This is a genomic window from Trichormus variabilis 0441, from assembly GCF_009856605.1.
GTDB lineage: Bacteria > Cyanobacteriota > Cyanobacteriia > Cyanobacteriales > Nostocaceae > Trichormus > Trichormus variabilis.
The window spans coordinates 6,198,608-6,217,146 of record NZ_CP047242.1 but is presented as its reverse complement, the minus strand read 5'-3'; the positions used below and the strand labels follow the sequence as shown (position 1 = coordinate 6,217,146).

Sequence of the window (18,539 nt, the reverse complement as noted above, 5' to 3'; positions counted from 1 at the left end):
ATTACTTATCTTTCGTCAACAGTTCTGGTTCCTTCGGCTGATTTGTCAGGGTTTGCAGTTTTTGCTCCAATTGTTCGATGCGCGATAGCAAAGAACGAATCACATCTGCTTCCACATCAGGTAACTTCCCATGTTCCAGGGGAGAGAGATCAGTCTTGGGCTTGTGGGTGATAATCCGCCCAGGAATGCCCACAACTGTGCAATCATGAGGAACATCACGCAACACAACCGAACCAGCGCCAATCCGCACGCGATCGCCAATTTGAATATTCCCCAACACCTTCGCCCCCGAACCCACAACCACATGATCCCCAACCGTGGGATGACGCTTACCACTTTCCTTCCCAGTACCGCCCAGAGTCACCCCTTGATAAATTAGGGCATAATCTCCCACAATCGCCGTTTCACCAATGACAACGCCCATCCCGTGGTCGATAAACACACCTTTACCAATCACTGCACCTGGGTGAATCTCAATTCCTGTGAGAAACCTAGCCAAGTGAGAAATTAAGCGTGGGAAGAAAACCACCCCACGACGGTGCAACCAATGAGCAAAACGGTGCAAACAAATCGCGTGCAGTCCGGGGTAACAGAATATTACCTCCAGCCAATTACGCGCCGCCGGGTCGCGTTCAAAAATAATCAGAAAATCACTCAACAATGGCTCTAGAAAAACGCCAGAGAGTAGATTTTTCACCAAGGATGTATGTGTCGAATCAGGTGGATTCTCGATACCGTCTAAGGATTGTTGCATCAGTACTATCTGGTTAAAAGAGCCGTGTGCTATTTTTCTGCTTATATCAGATTGCTCCAAAGCAGACAGTACATTAAATGCCGATTGGATTTATTGGATTAATTAAGCTTGTACTCAACCGCTACAAACCGGAATTTAAATAAACTTAAAAATTCTCTTGGGATATAGGTACTAGTATTTTGTGTGCAGGGTACTAGTATTTTTAGACGAGGGGTTCAGAATTTTTGTACTCGCTACAAATAACTTAATATGTAAGACTTTGATACGATCTGAGCCAGATATTTTGCAATATATTAAGCTGTACTCAGGTACCCTGGAATATACAGTAGACAGGACTATAAATAAATTTTCTGTATCCCCAGTCACTATAACTATCTTATAATTTTGGCACTGAAAAAACCAAATTCTTCATTTTATTTTAGTCTTTCTTGTCTGTATGTATATATACTTTTTAGCATAGCTAGATCCCCAACTTCTTAAAGAAGTCTGGGATCTAAAATTTCGATGTTAAAACTTGTACTGAAAACAGTAAGTTTGTTCTCAAAAGTAGCAAACTGCTGCGCGTTAAAGAATAAACAAAAATTACTTAGCTGTATCTAGCAATACAGTTCAGGGGAGGAGAAAAATTCTGAAAATAATTCTCTTTCCTCCCATTGCCTCCCCTGCTTATCTAAACCTGGGGTATCTATCTAAAAAGACGTGAGTGAGTTCGACGGAACCTAACCCCAACCCCTTCCCTACAAGGGAAGGGGCTAAAAACCTATAACTGAGTACCAAAGAATCAGGGTTTTAAGCCTCTCCCCGACGCGGGGAGAGGTTTGGAGAGAGGTTCTTCCGAACTTATCGAACTCCTAAGAAAACAGAAAGTTTTCTTTCGCCCTTCCCGCAGGTGCGCCTCCGTTGGAGACTCACGTTAAAAAGAAATAAGGAGAGCAACTTGCGTAACTCTCCTGTTTATTAGGGTGCGTATAATACATTCATAATAACCGCTTGATTGTGATTATCGACACCCACTTTCTTGTACTTTATGTAAAACTATTGTGAAAAGATGACTGACAAAATACTGGTGTTAGCCGTTCAGTTTCTTTTCTACCAATTCGTTTGTTAGTTTGGGGTCAGCACGTTTGTTGGTCTTTTTCAGCACTTGACCGACGAAGAAACCCTTAAGATTGATGTTACCGTTGCGGTACTTTTCCAATTCTTTGGGGTTAGCGGCTATGACTTCATCAACGATGGGTTCCAAAACGCTGAGGTCGCTGATGAGTTCTTGACCTGCAAAGGCTTTTTCAGGGGATAATCCTGTGAGTAACTCTGGTAATTTTTGTTTAGCTTGGGCGTTGCTAATTTTGCCAGTTTCAATCCGGGTAATCACATCGGCTAAGTTAGCGGGAGTTAAGCCGATTTCTGCGATGCTGAGTTTTTGTTTGTTGAGATAGGCGGCGATATCTTGGGTAATCCAGTTAGCGGCTGCTTTGGGATTTGCGCCAGATGCGATCGCTGCTTCAAAATATTGAGATACAGTGACATCTTCTGTCAGCACGCGGGTATCATAAGCCGACAGTCCCAACTCACTTTCGTAACGATGGCGTTTTTGAGCTGGTAGTTCTGGTAATTCGCCACGCCATTGACTCAGTTGTGCTTCCGACACCTCAATGGGTGCTAAATCCGGTTCGGGGAAGTAGCGGTAATCGCTAGAACCTTCTTTAGTCCGCATACTAATTGTGCGTTGTGAACCTTCTTCCCACAGCCGCGTTTCTTGAATAATCTTTTCCCCTGACTCTATCGCTTCTATTTGCCGTTCAATTTCGTGTTCAATGGCTTTTTGAATGGCACTGAAGGAGTTCATGTTTTTAATTTCTACCTTCGTGCCGAACTTTTCTTGTCCGACAGGACGCACAGATATATTCACATCACAGCGCAGAGAACCTTCCTGCATATTGCCATCACTAACACCGAGATAACGCATCACCCGGCGTAATTCTTGGGCATATTCGGCAGCTTCTTGCCCAGTACGGATATCTGGTTCTGAGACAATTTCTACCAATGGCACACCCGCACGATTGTAGTCTACCAGAGAATAGGTAGAACCAGAGATGCGATCGCTCCCTGCGTGTACCAGTTTCCCTGCGTCTTCTTCCATGTGCAGACGGGTAATCCCAATTCGTTTACGTTTCGGGTTACCCTCAGCATCTAATAACTCAATTTCTAACCAACCATGTTCAGCTATAGGTAAGTCATATTGAGAAATTTGGTAATTTTTCGGTAAATCAGGATAAAAGTACTGTTTACGGTCAAATTTACTATATTTAGCAATTTGGCAATTCAACGCCAAACCCGCCTTAACAGCGTATTCTAAGACTTTTTCGTTAAGTACAGGCAAAACACCAGGTAAGCCCATACACACCGGGTCAATGTTAGTATTAGGGTCAGCCCCAAACGCTGTTGAGCTACTAGAGAAAATTTTGGTATTAGTACTCAGCTGACAATGGGTTTCTAGACCAATAATCGCTTCATACTCAGTTTTTACAGTCGTAGCAGAAGTCATAAAATCAATAGTTCAAGCAATTTACACGTAGATTACTATTTTAGCCCTGCCTTGACGAAGAAAGGCAGCTATGCTGAGGGCAGAGGGCAGAAGGAAAGAAAAATGCTGGTTCGGTTCAAGCCCCATCCACAAGGGGTAGTTGTGTTGAATTTTGAATTGATTGATCAGCGATCGCTTTCTGAATGTTTGCCATAATGTAGTGGCCACTGCTGCTGGTTGTATTTGATTTGACTTACAATCATCGCCTCTACCCTTGTTGGCAAATGCAGAAAATTATGATCATCGGTTCTGGAGGTGCTGGTAAATCTACCCTAGCCCGTGAACTGGGAAGAATTTTAGATTTAGACGTAATTCACTTGGATGCTTTTTACTGGAATCCTGGATGGGTGGAAACTGCCAAAGATGAATGGCAAATAATCATTCAAGACCTAATTAAGCGTGATTCTTGGATTATGGATGGCAACTATGGTAATACCTTAGATTTACGTTTACCTGTAGCAGATATGGTCATTTTTCTCGATTTTACTCGCCTGTTATGCTTGCTACGAGTTATGCAGCGACGTTGGCAATATGCGGGTAAATCTAGACCAGATATGTCATCAGGTTGTCCAGAAAGACTGAACTGGGAATTTTGCAAATATATCTGGTCATATCCCATTGCCCGTCGTCCTAATATTTTACAAAGACTCAGCAATCTGACATCAAATCAGCAAGTATTTATCCTTCGTAACCCCAGAGAAGTCAGAGAGTTTTTACAAAAAATTTCTCAGGCAAAAGGGTAATACCAATTCAAAATTCAAAATACCCTACGGGAAGCTAAAGCTACAAAATTCAAAATTAAGAATCAAGACAGGAAAAGCGTTTGGCGCTATATATCTGTCGCATTCATTTTTCAAATTGGTATAACTTTGAACCCCAGATTTTAGCACTTGCAATATTTATCTGAAACTCGTAGCGTAACACACTAAAACTAATAGAAACAGTAAGTTAGGCTTGCCTTAATGCACTTCAACAAAACTGAAATTTATAGGTAAGCTTGTGTCTGATTTAGAACTGCACAAATATCTCCCCAAACTTCCCGAAACAGCACTACAAGAATTTACAGAATGGTGTGTTGTAGAGCAGTCGAGAGCGGCAGGTATAGAATTTATACCCGACAAAACTAAGTTAGAAAAATTAATACCCAATGAGTATATCTGGCAAATTATTGACCAGTTCATGAAATCAAAACCAGACCCAATTAAAGCAGGTTTAGTATCGGCGATCGCTGGACAAGAAGCCGATAGTCATGGTTTGGTAGGTTCAGCAATTATGGTTGATTTCATATCGCTTTATGTTAAGTATCTAATTCCAGAGAATGGCAATACACCAGAAGAAGCAAAACAATTAATTTTGGAAGCTGCTATTCAGCAGTACGAAAAGCTTTCTGAGCTTGCCGATAAATATAATGTCCAGTTCTGATATCCAAAACAAGGGAGAGAAGGAAGTGTTTTTCCTATCTTCCTATCTCCTCATTTCTCTTACTATTTTGCAGGTATAATCTCTTGATTTATCTCAAAGAGATTGGGATTTCTGGGATTCACTGTGACTCGTAACCAATGCACATTGGGAGAACCAAAGGTTTCAACCCGTGTGAAATTTGTAATCGCTGTGCCGGGTGCTTCATCTATATTTAAAGGTTTGTCAATGCGGAAGTAATGGCTATCTCCATGAACCAGCATTACTGGCTTACTATAATTTTTCAATTCACTTTTCAGCACATTCACAAAATCACGAAAGCCATTTTGTTGTGCATTGGCTGGAATATTAAAATCATCTGGATTGCCGTGAATAACAATTACCAGACCAAGGCTTCTTTTAGCTTTAGCACGAGCAAAGGCTTCTTTTAGCCAGACAATATTAGCAGCATTACGTTCAGCATATTCAGCATCATTTACTGCATTTCTGCCAAGGTTATTGTTACTACCAACAACGTGAATACCAGTAAATAAAACATCCCCTTCCGTCCAGTAAACATTCTCCCGAAACTTACTGTATTGAGACTTATCACTTTGACGATTTAGCTCAATTGTTCTTTGTCCTAAACTTCTATCTCCTTGAGTAAAAATTTCACGTAATTTTGCTAAACGCTCAAGGGAATCATATCCACCAGCTGCGGGACGATGACAATCTGTCCATTCGTTATCACCAAATACATAGACGAGGGGATGTCTAAATTGCTGTAATAACTGGAATCTTTGCAAGAATAGCTCATTAGAACATGGACTAGAACCACTCTTAAAATCGCCATCATGAATAACAAAGCGAACCCAGGAATTATTTATATCTTGGATTAACTTTTGAGTCTCTGTTTCTTGTCTAGCATCATAGGGAATATCACCAATGAGTGCAAAGTCGAAACTTTTGGGGCCACGACCATTAAATGATGGCTGTGCAGTGCTGGAAGAGATAAAAGTTGCAGAAATACCAAGTAAGCAAAATGGAGCTAAGACTCCCAGCAATTTTGTGAATTTCATATTGTGCAGTTTGTTGTGATGACAAATCGCTAGGAGCTTAAGATTTTAATATTAAGAGTAAATTAAGAGAAAGTATGATAACTGGTAAATTAAATCCTATAGTAGTATCAAGCGATCGCACATAATACTACTGATAGCAATTCTCTCTGAAGTTGCATCAAAAAATCATGTAGAGACGTTGCATACAACATCTCTACAGTCCAGAATAAAGCACATCTTCATTAAGAAACGCTATAACAAAATTCGGGTATCTAAACTTGCGTGTATGCTAAATATATACAATTCCATCAACATAGAGTCATCACTAACCTCATATTAACCATGACTCAACTCAAAAACAAACTCACCCTAGAAGAATTTCTTGCACTCCCCGAAACAGATATTATCTATGAATTAATTGACGGAGAAGCTGTCCCCAAACTTAAAAATGGTGAAATGTCGCCAAAATTTTTTCATAGTTCCATAACAGGTGCATTATTTATACTCTTATCTGCATGGGCGCAAGGAAAGGGGCGAGTTGTCATTGAAAGGGCTATTAAACTAACAAGAAATCAACAAGACTGGGTTCCTGTAACAGATTTGGTCTATGTTTCTTATAACAGTCTTGCTGCTGATTGGTTGCAAGATGAAGCTTGTCCTGTTGCACCGGAATTAGTGATTGAAATTATCTCTCCTGGTCAAACCTTCGGAGAAATGATCGAAAAAGCAACAGATTATCTGAATGCCAAAGTGAAGCGAGTTTGGATTATTGACCCTAGAGCAAAAACTGTGACTATTTTCTATGCTGATGCTCCTCCTCAAACTAAACGGGGTAATGATAGTTTAGAAGATTCCCTATTTGTTGGGCTACAAATTACACCACAGCAAATCTTTTAACAAGCAAGAATTATTTAGGTTTTTAACTTTACTCTTCTAGCATTTGTTTCAGTTGGTCAATATTAGCAGTGAACTTTAACTCACCATTCTTTTCTTCTAGCTTTGCTTTTTTGTAGTTATCATACATTTCCTATCTACGTTCCTCCTTTAGATACTGCTGTAATAACAATTGAATTTCTTGTTCCTCCTCAAAAGAAAGCGCTTTGATTGCTTCAACTACATCACTAAAGACCATATTTAGTAATACCTGTTAAGAATGAAATGGTTAACTATGTTTATTGTAAATTTTATAATGTATTTATTCACTAAATTGGACATAATACCAATTCTCCATGAAGTTGCGCCAAATAAATGATGTAGAGACGTTGCATGCAACGTCTCTACAGTACAGAATGAAGTAAGTATCTGTAGGTATTGCCCACCAAAACCCGGATACGGTGGGCAATGCCCACCCTACGTATAATTCACAAATCAAATAGTAGTCCTATATTTCTATTAAATTGGCTACCTACTCAAATATAATATCTATGCTCACTATTATTGGTTGCGGAAATCTCAATCGCAGTGACGATGCTGTAGGCGTAATCATCGCTCAACGCTTACAAAAATATCTAGCCGAAAATCCCCGTCCCCATGTGCAGGTGTATGACTGTGGAACCGCAGGGATGGAAGTTATGTTTCAAGCTAGAGGTAGTAAACAATTAGTAATTATTGATGCAAGTTCCACTGGTTCGGAACCCGGCGCAGTATTCAAAGTCCCTGGTGAAGAATTAGCGGCCTTACCCGAACCTAGTTATAACTTACACGATTTTCGCTGGGATCATGCTTTAGCCGCCGGGAAGAAAATCTTTCCAGATGATTTTCCTCAAGACGTAACAGTTTATTTAATTGAGGCGGCGAATCTTGATTTTGGACTAGAGTTAAGTCCTGTTGTTGAAAAATCTGCTGATGTGGTTTTTGAAAAAATTGTGGAAATAATTCGTAATTAGGATTGGGGACTGGGGATTGGGGATTGGGGAACTAGGTATTTTTTCTCCCCTGCTCCCCCTGCTCCCTACTGTCCATCATGCCATGTCTCGATATACAGAGAGTTCATCTACCCTCATTTCAAAAGGTACGCCTTCGCCTTCTGGGGGACAGACGCGAATTTTGGCGCTGCTGACCATTTGATTGATTAATTTACCCATTGGGACGAGTTTTTGCAAAACCCGCCAGTTGGTAACTTGATCGGGACATTCGATTACCAACGTCATTGCATTGGCTTGAGTTGTGACGTACCATCTGCAATTAGAGAGGAGATTCTGTAAGGTGCGATCGCATCCTTCATAAAAGTATTTACTTAAGGAATACTCTAATTGCTGTCTCAAGATAATGTCAGCCGAAGTTGGCTGCATGGGATGGGAATCATCTCCGCTAAAATCAAATCTGTGCCGATTCATCTTTGTTACAATCCTATTCAGGTTCCAATTGCCGTTGCATAAAGCACATCTTTATGTGTTTCTAAGAATTCCTGGGTTTCATCATCATAAAAAGCACCAATACCACTACATTGAATGCCTACATAATTACTACCCAAATAAATTCTCTGTCCTAAAAAACCAGCTATTTGCATAGCAGTTTGATAACTGGTGTATTTGGACACAAAAAACAAAACCACAGCACAATCTCTGGCAAGAGCTTGATTCACACACAAGTAACCAGTGTGTTCACTAAAGTCACCTGCTTTAACCAAATTCGCGCCTTTATATAACCCTGATTTCATCCCCTCAACTCGATGTATTACCGAGTAGATTTCTATCTCCTCACCGCTTTCTGTCGGGATTGGCTGCTGTAGTAGTTGCAAGACATATAAGTAATGTTCTTGCGAAATGAACTCTTTCCGGAAACGTCTAATCGAACGTCTATTCCAGACAGTTTGGTAGAATTTATCCTGCTCAAAATCAAAGCAAGGCTGTTGTAATTGTTGCTGGTGACTTGGTTGCACAGATGTTGCTTGATAGCTATCCTCAATAAATTGATTAGCTTCAAAGTAATCTGTGCCGCAAACAAAAGGAACTTTCAGCCTTAATTTTCTAATCTGTTTCTCGTGTATTTCGCCAGATATCGCACAACCAGTAATAAACTCCTTATTCTCAAACCCTAAATCTGTATTGAGAGCGAGTTTATCAAAATCAAAAATTAGCTGAATATCACGGCTATGGAGATACGCTGAAGCAGCAACAGCACCTAAATGGTGTCCGCTATCTAATAAGCAATATCTCAAGCTCCTTTGTTTATATTTCCAGCTAGACCTATAATAAACAGAACTAATTAAAAAAATGAATCCAGTGATACATTTAGTCGGTATAACATAACTCTCTAAGCCATCATCAATTAATTCGTAGATGAGTGTTAGACAATTATTCTCAACTTCTAAATGATATATCCCATCTACTATTTTCGGCATTCCCCGAATCTGTACGTACATCTCAGTGGGATACAGTGCGCCTGCTGAAGGATTGACCCGAAGTTTGTAAGCTACATTGTTATATACCTTCTCAAAGGTGACAGCACTAGTTAACCAGATAAAAGAGTGAATTGGATTATCGAGATTTAATTTCACTCGGCGATAAAACTTTGGATAAAATTTAAATGCCGATGGTTGAGTTGAGGCATCTAAATAATTTGGATCAAGCTGCACCGACAAGTAAGAATGCTTAGTAGCCTCATGATAGGCTTTACCGAAAATATCACTTTGTGGCATTTTTCAGTAACCTTAGAACTTCTACATTGCTGGCAAAATCTATTGCCTGAAAATCATCCAAATTTTTTAAATATAAGTTAGGATGATATTGTAGGAGCAACTTCACTACTGCTGTCTTACCTGCTGATGCGGCATACATTAAAACAGTAGCACCGTTATCATTTTGGTTATCGATGTTAATTCTAGCTGCCAGTAGCAGATGAATTAAATCATAATGATTACCAAAACAAGCAAACCACAAAGCATTATTATTGTCGTTGTTTCTAGCATTGATATCCACACCTAAATCAATTAATTCCTTGACGACGGAATTAATCCCTTCTCGTGTAGCTTTCATCAAAGCAGTATCGCCATTTTCCCCAGGTTGTTCTAAATCTTCAGGATTGTAGCCTTTTCCTATCAACCATTCTTTAGTGGCTGCACTCAAATTGAAAGGACTTTTACGGTTCATCATTTGTTGTAACTCGGAAGAATTTGCATGGAAAAGATAATGGTGGACATTGCCCACCATTACTAAACACAATGCTATAGAATCCTAGTTATTAGAGTTGTAAAACCATACTCTAAACTGTAACTAGCTCTGGTTTATCAGCAAATAGTTCTCTAGCAGATTTGTCTGGTTTTGGTAAGCCATAAAAGCAGGCTTCTACTTCCAGTTCATCCACTAAATCCCAAGCCTCAATAGCTCGTTTAGAATCTGAGCCATAGTTAGCAGAAATTCCTCGCGCATCGGAGATAGCTTTGTGTAATTCTTTGCGTAAGAAAGTTAATTTTGGTTTAGGAATACAGTCGCCTTTGCTGACAATATCTGTAATGGAAATTACGCCTAGTAATTCACCTTTAATTACAGGCGCACACCACAGATTTGTAGTTGACAATAAACGAGCTACATACTCTACATCAAGATCAGGATCGACAGTGATGCAGGGTTTGCTCATAATTTCATAGATACGCACATTTTCGGAGTCTTTTCCATAAGCAATCACCTTACCTGCAATATCAGCCACAGTAACAATACCGTAAGCATCAGCACTATGACGAGGTTCGACAATCAAAGCACGCAGTCCTTTGAGCCTCATGAGTCTCACTGCTTCTGCTACACTCGCAGAACCGCGAATAGTAGCTACATCTTGAGTCATAATTTGTTTAGCTCTCATAATTACTGCTCCTTATGTTTGCAAGGAAGGAAATTATTTCTAAACTGCCGTAATTTCGCCCAAACTGCTTTGGCAAAGCCTGCATAATTAGAGTAATTAAATATGCCGGCTGAAAAGCGTTTAAGGTAATTAGACACACCTCATGATAAGTATGAGACTTATGACAAACCCTAATAAATCTGGTTGTTTTTGTTTAAAGATTTCCGCAGCGTTCCGAGAGTATCATCTTGAAGATATATGACTATCTACCCAATTTCTAAGATTGACCAGTATTAAGGTAGGAATGTCTGAGATAACCCTGTAATCGCTTTTTGCTGAGGTCTAGGTTCACTAGCAACAATTTAGCTTACTTATATATTATCACTCTGATAAGCTTAGATTATGAATGTTTCTAACAATTGCCGTGTACATTGATTAAATCCGCTTAAAAAATACTACAACAGCAGCTATTTTGACAGTTATCTTGTATGATGTCAGCTATTTTTTTATTGATAAATCAAGGATTTCAGTAAATAACATTGCCTGGGCAGAGAATCAATAAAATTATTATAATATAACGTCTAAATAGATTCTATATTTATTTAATAAAAGAGGGATAATCACCTTTCAATGTTTAAATTTATATCTATAGAAATAATTAAAAAATTCTAAAGGGGTGATTTGTTTTACTGAAAATGTTGGTATTCTGTTTCCTGTAAGCAGGTAAGATTATAATATATGGAAGTTAGCGCACGTAATTTCTTGAAAACAACTGTTAAAAAAGTTGTGCCTGGTACTGTCAACACCGAGGTGACATTAGAACTAGCGCCTGGGGTAGAGATAGTTTCGATTATCACCAAATCATCAGCAGACAAACTCCAACTAACTGAGGGTAAGCAAGCATACGCTTTAATTAAATCCTCAGATGTGATAGTTGCTGTTGACTAAACCAAAACTAATTAGGTGGCTTACCTTTATTCCCTAAATAGAGACGTTATATATTAAAGTCTCTATTTATTTTATTTCCCTAATATTTTAATAATTTCAAGTACTCTCATACTGTAATGCCAATTCTCTATGAAGTTGTACCCAAGAAATGATGTAGAGACCTTGTGTGCAAAGTCTCTACAGTCCAGAATAAAGTACATCTTCATTAAGAAACGGTATAAGATAAGTTACTTATCAGTAAAAATTTTTCTCAATTCAATCAATTATTAATTACACGAACGTAGATATTACGGGCAAGTTTTTTATCTATCTCTAAAAGAATGCTTCCTACTTGAATCATTAAAGAAGGGAATTCTTGCTCTATGGTGATAGTGACCCCGGTATTTAAGCCCAGAGACTTGAGTTTTTTGAGAATATTTTTATCTGGAATATTGCAGAACTTGACTATTCCGCGATCGCCAACTTTTAGCAATTGTAAAGAACTGCCATTTACTGTAAATGGTGAAAACATTGGTGTTAATAAATTCAGAATAGATTTATATAAGAAATCAGGATGAAGGATATAGTTCATCCTGATTTAAGCTACACTTGCACAAGCTGTAAATAGTAGCGATTACAGCAATAAATTAAGCAAGGTATGGTTCTTGGTGGGTCTTAATTGTGCAGTTGGAGCGAGGGTAAGTAACACAAAGTAAAGCAAAGCCTTTACCAACTTGTTCGTCATCTAAAAAGATTTGATCAGATTGGTCAACTTCACCTTCAACAACTTTGCCTACACAGCTAGAACAAGAACCAGAATGACAAGAGAAAGGTAACTCAATACCATTTTCTTCTGCACCATCTAAAATTGTAGTTTCTTCATCAATTTCGATGGTGGTATCGATATTTTCTTTCTTGCTAATCAATCTAACTTGATAGGTAGCCATTTTCTGATTCTCCTCAAATTTATAGGATCGATAGATTTCTCGAAGTTAAATCTCCCTGAATTCTTCGAGAATTAAGCCGGAGTTGGACACTGCATTTGATGGGAAGCAATGAGCCATTTTGTTTACAGGAAGACTTGATGCGATTAACAGTTAACTGTTAACTGATGTACTAGGTAATAATTACGAATTATTTAGCTGCAAGGTACACCTTCGGGGGAGCAGTCACCTGCTTTGAAAGACTTTCCACAACCGCAAGTACTAGTAGCGTTGGGGTTGGTGAACTTAAAGCCACTTTCGACAAGACCTTCAACAAAATCGATGACAATTCCTTCTAATAAAGGTGCGCTTTTAGCATCGACGTAAACCAACACACTACCTTGTTGACTGACTAAATCATCTGGTTGCGGCTGACTGGTGACATCCATCAGATACTCATAGCCACTGCAACCACCATCTTTGACAGAGATGCGAATACCTTTTGTGGTTTCGTTAGCGTCTTTCGCAGAACCTCGTAGGAATGCTCGTAGACGAAATTCGGCCTTTTCTGTTAAAGTAACGGTCATCAAATCTCCTGATTAGTAGCGAATAGTTGTTGTGCTTTCAGGTGTGGTATTTGTAGTGATGTGTGAGATTGCATTTATGTCAACTATGTGTGCAATTGCTGCTGGTTTCCATTGAATTGGATTGTGCATATCTCCAAGGCGCATCATTACCGCACACTGGACAAGAGCGATCGCGGTACAAACGACGCTTGGCAAATTCCATCCGATTCAAGTCTATGGTGAGTAATTGCGACAATAGCGGCTGACTAAAACCAGTGATCAACTTAATTGCTTCCAACGCTGTTAGACAAGCTAGTGTCCCAGAGACAGCGCCTAAAACAGAAAAGCCGCGCCGATCCCACTCTGGTTTTTCGGGGAAGATGCAGGACAAACAAGGAGTCACACCAGGAATAATTGTTGTCAGATAAGCTTCCATCCCGTCCATCGCTGCTTCCACCATTGGCTTACGCCAGCGCACACAAGCTGAGTTCAACAAATCACGCTCAGTAAAATTGTGCGCGCAGTCCAGCGCCATATCAGCAGACTGTACCAATGAATCTACGTTGTCCGAGGTAACATAGTCGTGAATTGTTTCTATCTGGATATCAGGATTAATTGCTTGTAGGGTTTCTTTGGCTTTGAATACCCTTGGTTTACCAACCCAATCATCCGTCATCAGAACCTGACGATTCATATCATCCAGTCGCAAATCACCGCCCCGGACGAGGATTAGTCGCCCAACGCCCGCTACTGCTAGGTAAAGCGCCGCCGTACCGCCTAATCCCCCCACACCTGTGACTAAAACTGTCGCTGACTTCAGGCGTTTTTGAGCCGCTTCGCCAAAATTAGGGAGCATCATTTGGCGGCTATAACGTTCTAACTCGGTAGGCGTTAGGTTGATCACTTTATACCTCCTAATCAGACGATAGTTCTGTCAGCGTGATTACATTTTTTGGCTTATCCTTAAACACCTTGAACAACTTTTGTTCTTGTGGGGATGAGCCGAGGAATACTTGATAAGCTGATTGCAAAGCTAATGAATATTGATTTAACTTTTCTTCTGCACTTATGTCGGGATAATTAGTATCAATTTCGCTGATGAGTTGCGAGAATTTTTTCAAAATATGCAAACGATTAACATTGACAATTTTTGCATCGTAATCTAGCTCAAAGAATTTAAAATATTCTTCTGCATCTACGAGCTTCTTAAATTCTTCTAGGCTCTTAGTCATTTAGTGTTCTCCAATTTCTTCAACTCTTGCTTGAGTTCATCTAGCTGACGATAAATTTCATAAGTTGCCGCCGCAACGTCCATCAGTTGGGTGTAATCTGTTGGCAAACCTTCTGCTAAATCGTGCAGATCCATTTTCATTTGCCCAGCTTTACTATTAAGGCGTTTGATTTTGCTTTGTATTTCCTCAATCGTTGTTTCTTCTATTTGCATAGTCTTGAATAGTTTTTGAATGTCTCATACCAATTCGCAATTCGCAATTGATAAATCCCAGATTGACAAGGATTTACGAAGTTGGATCTGTTTCAGCATTTTAGTGAATTGGTATCACATAGAGGCGCAGAAAACTTTGCGTTCCTCCGCGTAAACCTCCGCGCCCCTCTGTCTTGAAAAGTTTCCTACGCCGGGAAACCCGGCTTCGAGGAACTTTTCGCTGCGTTTAAAACTCCTCTTACAACTTACTTACTTCTTTATAGCGATTAGCTAAATCAACTCCTTTTGCAACATATCTATCTCCTTCTTCCGCCAGTTTCTCCAAAGAGTCAAAACCAAAACGATGAGCATCTCTTAAGGTTTTAACTGTGAGTATTAGACGACCAGAAAAAACTAACGCCCAGCCAAAACCTTCATGGCTTAAGTCAAGTACAACTTGGGAGATTAAGCCTGTTTCTTGTTCAATTCTGGCGGCGATCGCCTTAAAGAAGGACATAATCCGTGATATGGTTACGGGGTCAACTTCTCCTTGCACGGAAATTTCCCGTTTCTTTTGTTTGGTAACAACAAAGCCTTTGAGGAGTAAATCATCAGACCAGCTACGATATACTCCATAAGCATCTTGTCCGCGAATTTGTAAGACTAATGCTTTCAAAAATGGGGAGGTAGAGACGACACTAGTAGCAGTGCCGTTGACGTTATTTTCTGGGGTCATACTGTTGCTTCGTCTTCAATTTCATCAGCAAAATTTCTGGTTTTTGGTTGCAATGCTTTCCGCAACCAAGGTGGAGGATTACCTTTAAGGGTTTCGACTAACTTATTCAGGAGTTCGCTGATTTTTTCTTCTTCCGATCGCGCCTTTACAGGAGTGACACCTTTTTTGATTAATTTGGCAGCCGCAGTCCCACCAATAGCGACGACATACACAATGGCACAGTCAGCTAATGCGGCTAATTTTGGTGCAACTTTATCTTCGTTGCCATCTTCTTTGAGTTCGCCTTCAAAGTTCAATGTTTCTAAAAATTGATATCCTTCCGCGTTAATTTCGTAGACATCAATTTCTTTAGCAGAACCGAAGTGCGAATTAATATGAATTCGGTCACTAGTGGTAAAGGCAATTTTCATTCTGATTGCTCCTGAATTGGGGATTGGGCATTGGGGATTGGGGACTGGGGATTAGGGATTAGGGACAAATTAAATTCTCTTTTATTACCTATTACCCATTACCCATTACCTATTACCCATGACAAAATTCTCATCAAAGTTCTTAACTCTTGCTTCTTCTGCATCTATAAATAGGTTACCGATGCCAAACAAGACTTCCATTGAGCCGCGATAGCCGACTTTCGTGAAATGACCATTACCTAAGCGGTCATAAATGGGAATACCAAGACGATAGTGAGGGATGGAAAGACGTTTGGCGATCGCTGCTAAGTTAGAATTACCAATTAGCAAGTCAGATTCTACTGCCAGTTCTTCAAAGTCTTCTAAATCACCGATGGTTACGCTCTTGATGGGGAGTTGTTCTAATAAGGGTGAGCGTGTGGTAGTAACGGCGGCGTGAATTTGTGTCCCCATTGATTGCAGAAACTTGACCATTGACCACAGCAGGTCTGGTTCTAGCGCCAAGGAGATGCGTTTTGCACCAAAGTAAAAGTGTGTGTCTAACATTGCATCTTGTAGTTGGCGACGTTGACGACAATACTTTTCTGGTACTGGGTTGCTGCTGAGAATTGCTAAGGCTTGGATAAATTCGTCTACGGGTTCTAAGCCAGTGAGTTCGCTAAAGACTTCGTAGGGAATGTTAAATCTGTCTTCCAAAATCCTCGCCGCACCCCGCATACTTTCACCCAAGGCGATGGTGAAGGCGGAACGACCGACTTCTTTTAGTTGTGTGACGGTTGTTCCACTGGTTGTTACCGAACTATATTCCTCATCTAAGTGTCCATCCAAGGAAGCACCAATATCAGGAACAAAGATAGGTACTAAACCAAAAGCGGTGACAATCTCTTTGATTTCTTGCAAATCTCCGGGGGTGAAGGCAGAACCAGCCAAAATTGTGACTTGTTCGCTTCTGGTTGTACCGGGTTGGGGAATTTCTTGGACGATGCTTTCCACAGCCGCCGCAAATCCATCTTGCAACGCCCCTTTAAAATCTGGTGTAGGCGCGAATACAATTGGTAGGTGAGATATTTCCGGATGGCGATCGCGGATATCCTTAAGAAAGCGTTCAATATCATCGCCTCTGGTTTCTGTTAATCCAGTGCTACACAGACCAATAATTTCTGGGCTGGACTTCTCCACCAAAGTGAGAATTGCTTGCTCAATATTATCTTCACCACCCAAAATGGTAGTTACTTCCGTCATCGCCGTTGTCGCCAGGGGTATGGCTTCCCGAAAATGCCGGACTAACACCACTTTGGCAAAAGCTGTACAACCTTGGGAACCATGAAACAGAGGAATCATCCCTTTCAATCCCAAGAAGGCTAAAGAAGCGCCCAGGGCTTGACTTTGCTTGAGAGGATTGACCGCAACTGATTTATTGGGGAGCGTAACGATCGCCATCAGATTAACTCCTCTATAGATGCCAAGATATGATCGTGATTACTTGTATATTCGTGAGCCAGTATTCCCATATCTTCATCCCAAGGCGCAGGCTTACGAATTTGTTCCCAAATCGGGCTGTAGAGGGCTTCGTACAATTCCCGCGCCATTTCAATCATGCCCACATAACCAGCATAAGGATGATGGCGTTCTTGGTTGATATCAAGGAAGGGAATCCGGGCTTTGAGGGCGGTGTATTGGTTACGACCACCAGCAATTAACATATCAGCTTGCGTATCTTTTACCAGTTGCAGGAGTTCTTTGGCGTTGCCTTTTTCTAGCATGATGCCATCAGCACCCAACAACCGTTTGATTTTAGCTTTATCTTCTTCTGTACTTTTTCTGGTACTGGTAGCCACAACTTCAATACCCAAGTCCTTCGCCGCCGAGATAATCGACCAACTCTTGACACCACCGGTATAGAGTACGACTCGCTTACCCTTGAGACGAGCGCGATAGGGAGCCAGTGCCAAATCCAGCGCCGCCGTTTCCTCTGCAATCAGCTTTTCTGTCCGCGTTTGCAAATCAGGGTCGCCCAATTTGGCGGCAATATTCCGCAAACACCGATTCATATCATCGATGCCATAGAAAGACTCTTCAATGTAGGGGATGCCGTATTTTTCCTCCATCTTTCTCGCCATATTGAGCAGCGCCCGTGAACAAATCATCACATTCAGCTTGGCGCGGTGTGCATAGCGGATTTCTTCAAACCGAGCATCGCCTGTGATTTTCGATAGGACGCGAATACCCAATTTTTCTAGTAACGGCAGGACTCCCCACATTTCCCCGGCGATGTTATATTCGCCGATTAAGTTTATATCATAGGGTGTGGTGTACTCCGGTTCTGCTGTGCCGACAACATAATCTAATAAAGATTCACCACCAAAACGGTTCCCCAAGTTCTTACTCCCAATAAACCCAGGAGCAATTACGGGGATAACAGGAGTGCCAATTTTCTCGGACGCAGTTTTGCAGACAGCATCAATATCATCACCAATCAACGCCGTCACGCAAGTAGCGTAGACAAATACCGCCGATGGATTGTAACGTTTGTGAATTTCTAGAATTGCCTTATAGAGTTTCTTCTCACCACCGAAAATTACATCATTTTCTGACATATCGGTAGTAAAGCCCATTTTGTAAAGCTGGGGACCGGAAGAGAGACTACCCCGACTACCCCAAGAATTACCAGCACAGGCGATCGGGCCATGCACCAAATGAGCCGCATCCACAATTGGAACTAGGGAAATCATCGCCCCATCAAATGCACAGCCCCCTTGAGCCGCCCCAGGTTGCGCTTGTTGTGAACAAGACTTATTCTTCTTCTCACCATGCTTATGCTGATTATGTTCGCATCCCGACTCATTCAGTAGCTCGTTGATTTTGCCTTGGGTGTTCTTCATCTCTCTTCTCGCACGCGATCGACGTTGTTAATTGTCAGTTATCAGTCATCAATAAATAGTGAAATAATCACCCAATTCACCGATAACCATTCATAATAAACT

At 40.7% G+C, this 18,539-nt stretch carries 22 protein-coding genes; 5 read left to right on the top strand and 17 right to left on the bottom strand.

Annotated features, from left to right (window positions below):
• Position 1: 1 nt before the first annotated feature.
• Both cysE and gatB read right to left on the bottom strand, forming a co-directional pair.
• A complete protein-coding gene (cysE, locus tag GSQ19_RS25705; RefSeq protein WP_011320646.1) occupies positions 2-754 on the bottom strand; it encodes a serine O-acetyltransferase in 753 nt (250 codons plus the stop codon).
• A gap of 1,069 nt (positions 755-1,823) precedes the next feature.
• Complete coding sequence (gatB, locus tag GSQ19_RS25700; protein ID WP_011320645.1) at positions 1,824-3,299, bottom strand: Asp-tRNA(Asn)/Glu-tRNA(Gln) amidotransferase subunit GatB; 1,476 nt, start codon at positions 3,297-3,299, stop codon at positions 1,824-1,826.
• Between the two features lie 227 nt (positions 3,300-3,526).
• Here gatB and GSQ19_RS25695 point away from each other — a divergent pair, with 227 nt between their 5' ends.
• Positions 3,527-4,081 carry a DNA topology modulation protein gene (locus tag GSQ19_RS25695; protein ID WP_197992848.1) on the top strand — a complete coding sequence of 185 codons (555 nt, stop codon included), beginning with the start codon at positions 3,527-3,529 and terminating at the stop codon, positions 4,079-4,081.
• A 256-nt stretch (positions 4,082-4,337) separates the two neighbouring features.
• Positions 4,338-4,760: a hypothetical protein gene (locus tag GSQ19_RS25690; protein ID WP_011320643.1), complete on the top strand. Its 423-nt coding sequence runs from the start codon at positions 4,338-4,340 to the stop codon at positions 4,758-4,760.
• A 62-nt stretch (positions 4,761-4,822) separates the two neighbouring features.
• Here GSQ19_RS25690 and GSQ19_RS25685 read toward each other — a convergent pair whose 3' ends face one another.
• Positions 4,823-5,815 (bottom strand): metallophosphoesterase, encoded by a 993-nt coding sequence (locus GSQ19_RS25685; protein ID WP_011320642.1) that lies wholly within the window; start codon positions 5,813-5,815, stop codon positions 4,823-4,825.
• A 321-nt stretch (positions 5,816-6,136) separates the two neighbouring features.
• On the opposite strand from GSQ19_RS25685, the gene GSQ19_RS25680 reads away from it, so the two are divergent.
• Together GSQ19_RS25680 and GSQ19_RS25670 are read left to right on the top strand one after the other, a co-directional pair.
• On the top strand, positions 6,137-6,691 hold the full coding sequence (locus GSQ19_RS25680) for a Uma2 family endonuclease (protein ID WP_041456332.1): 555 nt from the start codon (positions 6,137-6,139) through the stop codon (positions 6,689-6,691).
• A gap of 527 nt (positions 6,692-7,218) precedes the next feature.
• The gene (locus GSQ19_RS25670; RefSeq protein ID WP_011320640.1) at positions 7,219-7,680 is read left to right on the top strand and encodes a hydrogenase maturation protease; all 462 of its coding nucleotides are present in this window, start codon (positions 7,219-7,221) and stop codon (positions 7,678-7,680) included.
• A gap of 75 nt (positions 7,681-7,755) precedes the next feature.
• On the opposite strand, the gene GSQ19_RS25665 is transcribed toward GSQ19_RS25670, so the two are convergent.
• The 4 genes from GSQ19_RS25665 to GSQ19_RS25650 form a co-directional block, all read right to left on the bottom strand.
• Positions 7,756-8,130: a hypothetical protein gene (locus tag GSQ19_RS25665; RefSeq protein ID WP_011320639.1), complete on the bottom strand. Its 375-nt coding sequence runs from the start codon at positions 8,128-8,130 to the stop codon at positions 7,756-7,758.
• 17 nt (positions 8,131-8,147) lie between these two features.
• Positions 8,148-9,434: a nitroreductase family protein gene (locus tag GSQ19_RS25660; RefSeq protein WP_011320638.1), complete on the bottom strand. Its 1,287-nt coding sequence runs from the start codon at positions 9,432-9,434 to the stop codon at positions 8,148-8,150.
• Entirely contained in the window at positions 9,421-9,885 is a 465-nt protein-coding gene (locus GSQ19_RS25655; RefSeq protein WP_041456331.1) for an ankyrin repeat domain-containing protein, read from the bottom strand. The genes GSQ19_RS25660 and GSQ19_RS25655 overlap by 14 nt, the downstream gene beginning before the upstream one ends.
• A gap of 112 nt (positions 9,886-9,997) precedes the next feature.
• Positions 9,998-10,591, bottom strand: a complete 594-nt coding sequence (locus GSQ19_RS25650) for a CBS domain-containing protein (protein ID WP_011320636.1) — start codon at positions 10,589-10,591, stop codon at positions 9,998-10,000.
• A gap of 717 nt (positions 10,592-11,308) precedes the next feature.
• Here GSQ19_RS25650 and GSQ19_RS25645 point away from each other — a divergent pair.
• Positions 11,309-11,518 (top strand): TOBE domain-containing protein, encoded by a 210-nt coding sequence (locus tag GSQ19_RS25645; protein ID WP_011320635.1) that lies wholly within the window; start codon positions 11,309-11,311, stop codon positions 11,516-11,518.
• Positions 11,519-11,777: 259 nt separating this feature from the next.
• On the opposite strand, the gene GSQ19_RS25640 is transcribed toward GSQ19_RS25645, so the two are convergent.
• The 10 genes from GSQ19_RS25640 to nifE all read right to left on the bottom strand — a co-directional run bounded on the left by GSQ19_RS25640 (position 11,778) and on the right by nifE (position 18,437).
• On the bottom strand, positions 11,778-12,029 hold the full coding sequence (locus tag GSQ19_RS25640) for a FeoA family protein (RefSeq protein WP_041456952.1): 252 nt from the start codon (positions 12,027-12,029) through the stop codon (positions 11,778-11,780).
• Between the two features lie 115 nt (positions 12,030-12,144).
• Positions 12,145-12,444: a 2Fe-2S iron-sulfur cluster-binding protein gene (locus GSQ19_RS25635; RefSeq protein WP_011320633.1), complete on the bottom strand. Its 300-nt coding sequence runs from the start codon at positions 12,442-12,444 to the stop codon at positions 12,145-12,147.
• Positions 12,445-12,635: 191 nt separating this feature from the next.
• Positions 12,636-13,007 carry a HesB/IscA family protein gene (locus GSQ19_RS25630; RefSeq protein ID WP_011320632.1) on the bottom strand — a complete coding sequence of 124 codons (372 nt, stop codon included), beginning with the start codon at positions 13,005-13,007 and terminating at the stop codon, positions 12,636-12,638.
• Positions 13,008-13,086: 79 nt separating this feature from the next.
• Entirely contained in the window at positions 13,087-13,890 is an 804-nt protein-coding gene (locus GSQ19_RS25625) for a HesA/MoeB/ThiF family protein (RefSeq protein WP_011320631.1), read from the bottom strand.
• Positions 13,891-13,900: 10 nt separating this feature from the next.
• Positions 13,901-14,218: a nitrogenase-stabilizing/protective protein NifW gene (gene nifW / locus GSQ19_RS25620; RefSeq protein ID WP_010995605.1), complete on the bottom strand. Its 318-nt coding sequence runs from the start codon at positions 14,216-14,218 to the stop codon at positions 13,901-13,903.
• Complete coding sequence (locus tag GSQ19_RS25615) at positions 14,215-14,430, bottom strand: CCE_0567 family metalloprotein (protein ID WP_011320630.1); 216 nt, start codon at positions 14,428-14,430, stop codon at positions 14,215-14,217. Before GSQ19_RS25615 ends, nifW begins: the two co-directional genes overlap by 4 nt.
• A gap of 238 nt (positions 14,431-14,668) precedes the next feature.
• Positions 14,669-15,145 (bottom strand): NifX-associated nitrogen fixation protein, encoded by a 477-nt coding sequence (locus GSQ19_RS25610; protein ID WP_011320629.1) that lies wholly within the window; start codon positions 15,143-15,145, stop codon positions 14,669-14,671.
• A complete protein-coding gene (nifX, locus tag GSQ19_RS25605; protein ID WP_011320628.1) occupies positions 15,142-15,555 on the bottom strand; it encodes a nitrogen fixation protein NifX in 414 nt (137 codons plus the stop codon). The genes GSQ19_RS25610 and nifX overlap by 4 nt, the downstream gene beginning before the upstream one ends.
• A 105-nt stretch (positions 15,556-15,660) precedes the next feature.
• Positions 15,661-16,995, bottom strand: coding sequence for a nitrogenase iron-molybdenum cofactor biosynthesis protein NifN (nifN, locus tag GSQ19_RS25600; RefSeq protein WP_011320627.1), 1,335 nt, complete (start codon positions 16,993-16,995; stop codon positions 15,661-15,663).
• A complete protein-coding gene (gene nifE, locus GSQ19_RS25595; protein WP_011320626.1) occupies positions 16,995-18,437 on the bottom strand; it encodes a nitrogenase iron-molybdenum cofactor biosynthesis protein NifE in 1,443 nt (480 codons plus the stop codon). The genes nifN and nifE overlap by 1 nt, the downstream gene beginning before the upstream one ends.
• Positions 18,438-18,539 lie beyond the last annotated feature (102 nt).

What these genes read in the sequence shown, in the direction of transcription:
- GSQ19_RS25630 (WP_011320632.1), bottom strand. Translation starts at nt 13,007, where the DNA reads ATGACCGTTACTTTAACAGAAAAGGCCGAATTTCGTCTACGAGCATTC.
- GSQ19_RS25680 (WP_041456332.1), top strand. Translation starts at nt 6,137, where the DNA reads ATGACTCAACTCAAAAACAAACTCACCCTAGAAGAATTTCTTGCACTC.
- cysE (WP_011320646.1), bottom strand. Translation starts at nt 754, where the DNA reads ATGCAACAATCCTTAGACGGTATCGAGAATCCACCTGATTCGACACAT.
- GSQ19_RS25615 (WP_011320630.1), bottom strand. Translation starts at nt 14,430, where the DNA reads ATGCAAATAGAAGAAACAACGATTGAGGAAATACAAAGCAAAATCAAA.
- GSQ19_RS25610 (WP_011320629.1), bottom strand. Translation starts at nt 15,145, where the DNA reads ATGACCCCAGAAAATAACGTCAACGGCACTGCTACTAGTGTCGTCTCT.
- GSQ19_RS25640 (WP_041456952.1), bottom strand. Translation starts at nt 12,029, where the DNA reads ATGTTTTCACCATTTACAGTAAATGGCAGTTCTTTACAATTGCTAAAA.
- GSQ19_RS25635 (WP_011320633.1), bottom strand. Translation starts at nt 12,444, where the DNA reads ATGGCTACCTATCAAGTTAGATTGATTAGCAAGAAAGAAAATATCGAT.
- gatB (WP_011320645.1), bottom strand. Translation starts at nt 3,299, where the DNA reads ATGACTTCTGCTACGACTGTAAAAACTGAGTATGAAGCGATTATTGGT.
- GSQ19_RS25645 (WP_011320635.1), top strand. Translation starts at nt 11,309, where the DNA reads ATGGAAGTTAGCGCACGTAATTTCTTGAAAACAACTGTTAAAAAAGTT.
- nifE (WP_011320626.1), bottom strand. Translation starts at nt 18,437, where the DNA reads ATGAAGAACACCCAAGGCAAAATCAACGAGCTACTGAATGAGTCGGGA.
- nifN (WP_011320627.1), bottom strand. Translation starts at nt 16,995, where the DNA reads ATGGCGATCGTTACGCTCCCCAATAAATCAGTTGCGGTCAATCCTCTC.
- GSQ19_RS25685 (WP_011320642.1), bottom strand. Translation starts at nt 5,815, where the DNA reads ATGAAATTCACAAAATTGCTGGGAGTCTTAGCTCCATTTTGCTTACTT.
- GSQ19_RS25665 (WP_011320639.1), bottom strand. Translation starts at nt 8,130, where the DNA reads ATGAATCGGCACAGATTTGATTTTAGCGGAGATGATTCCCATCCCATG.
- nifX (WP_011320628.1), bottom strand. Translation starts at nt 15,555, where the DNA reads ATGAAAATTGCCTTTACCACTAGTGACCGAATTCATATTAATTCGCAC.
- GSQ19_RS25670 (WP_011320640.1), top strand. Translation starts at nt 7,219, where the DNA reads ATGCTCACTATTATTGGTTGCGGAAATCTCAATCGCAGTGACGATGCT.
- GSQ19_RS25650 (WP_011320636.1), bottom strand. Translation starts at nt 10,591, where the DNA reads ATGAGAGCTAAACAAATTATGACTCAAGATGTAGCTACTATTCGCGGT.
- nifW (WP_010995605.1), bottom strand. Translation starts at nt 14,218, where the DNA reads ATGACTAAGAGCCTAGAAGAATTTAAGAAGCTCGTAGATGCAGAAGAA.
- GSQ19_RS25660 (WP_011320638.1), bottom strand. Translation starts at nt 9,434, where the DNA reads ATGCCACAAAGTGATATTTTCGGTAAAGCCTATCATGAGGCTACTAAG.
- GSQ19_RS25655 (WP_041456331.1), bottom strand. Translation starts at nt 9,885, where the DNA reads ATGAACCGTAAAAGTCCTTTCAATTTGAGTGCAGCCACTAAAGAATGG.